This is a genomic window from Pallidibacillus pasinlerensis (assembly GCF_009996845.1).
Taxonomy (GTDB): Bacteria; Bacillota; Bacilli; order Bacillales; family Caldibacillaceae; genus Pallidibacillus; species Pallidibacillus pasinlerensis.
Genome location: NZ_JAACYS010000141.1, coordinates 1 through 1370 on the forward strand (window position 1 = coordinate 1; position 1370 = coordinate 1370).

Consider the following 1370-nt stretch of genomic DNA (forward strand, 5'->3'; position numbering starts at 1 on the left):
AATTTTCTCATAAATTAAGCCAAAAAGTCAAAGTCCAACTAAAGGTGGCTTTATCCATTTTTTGAAAATTATATACAGTTCATCCAAAAGGGACAACGACATTTGCCTTTGTTATGGAACGGCTTTTTTCTCAAACCTTCGCAGCCAAATGTAAGCTGGCTTCCATAATGCTGCCTTTAACCAGCGGCTAATTCGAAGCAGCGACTTTTTACTTTTTGTTTCTAATTGAATCAGTACATGTAAACAGTAGGTGATGAGTGCGATGTAAATTTGATTTTGTAACGCCGTCTTACTCATTCCGTAAAAATGTTTGATTTCCACGTGCTGTTTCAGCCATTTAAAGAACAACTCGATTGCCCAGCGGGAGCGGTAAATATCACTGATTTCATCTGCGCTTAAATCAAATCGATTCGTGATTAATCGAAGGATATTCCCTTTCGTATCGGACACTTCCAAAAGGCGAAAGACGTTCTCTGCACGATTTTGTGTGGAGCCAATATAGACCATTTTATCGGATAAAACAGTCGATTCAGGTGGTAGAGAAAAAGAATAAACATCTCGAGTGACGGCATTTTTCTTGATTCTTGAAACGAAGAAATAGCCATCATCTGTCATTCGGTCAAAGCGCTCATAATCTACGTATCCTCGATCAAACACATACATGGCTTCTTTGTCATCGACGAGAACTTCTAATTGATTTCGGTCGTGTTCTTTTGCTGGTGTGATAGCTGCTTTTTCCGGATAAACGGTGTTTTTATCCATGAATACAAGCCTTAAATGAAGTTTCACGCCAGCTTTTGTTTTGCGAAACGTTGCCCATTTGTAATTCGTTAAATTAAGAGGCAATGTGCTAGAATCAATGATCTTCAATGGCATGGAAGAATTCAGTCGCTTTTTGTGAAATCCCTGGATCTGATAGACGAGATCCAGAAACAAAGCTGCCAAAATCCCTGGGTCTACTTCATTGTTTTTACGCGAAAGCTGAGACGCACTAATTGATTCAAACCCAAGTGCTTTTTGAAAGTCCTCATCCAGGAGCGCATCGCTCATCGCCTCGAGGCTTTCGGTTTCATGAAGCTGCGCAAATAGTAAAATTTTAATATAAGCTTCTGTCGTAAGTTTCTTTGTGTAATAATCTTGTTTCAGATTTTCTGCTTGTTCATAAACTTTTTTAAAATGAATAGGTGCAATCCATTTACTAAATGATGATAATCGTGTATTCTTGTCCATAATAAGTTCCTTTATATTGGATTTGGACAGGAAGCCACCCGTCCTATTCAGTATAAAGGATTTTTTTATGGACAAACCACTAAATAATTGAACATTCTTAGTATTTTTTGTTTTTAGATTTAATTTATGCAATGCTAGTG

Annotated in this window: 1 protein-coding gene; it reads right to left on the bottom strand. The window is 37.5% G+C overall.

Annotation, left to right across the window (positions count from 1 at the left end; translation table 11 throughout):
• Positions 1–111: 111 nt before the first annotated feature.
• The gene (locus GW534_RS15840) at positions 112–1230 is read right to left on the bottom strand and encodes an IS4 family transposase (RefSeq protein ID WP_161921927.1); all 1119 of its coding nucleotides are present in this window, start codon (positions 1228–1230) and stop codon (positions 112–114) included.
• Between the last annotated feature and the right edge of the window lie 140 nt (positions 1231–1370).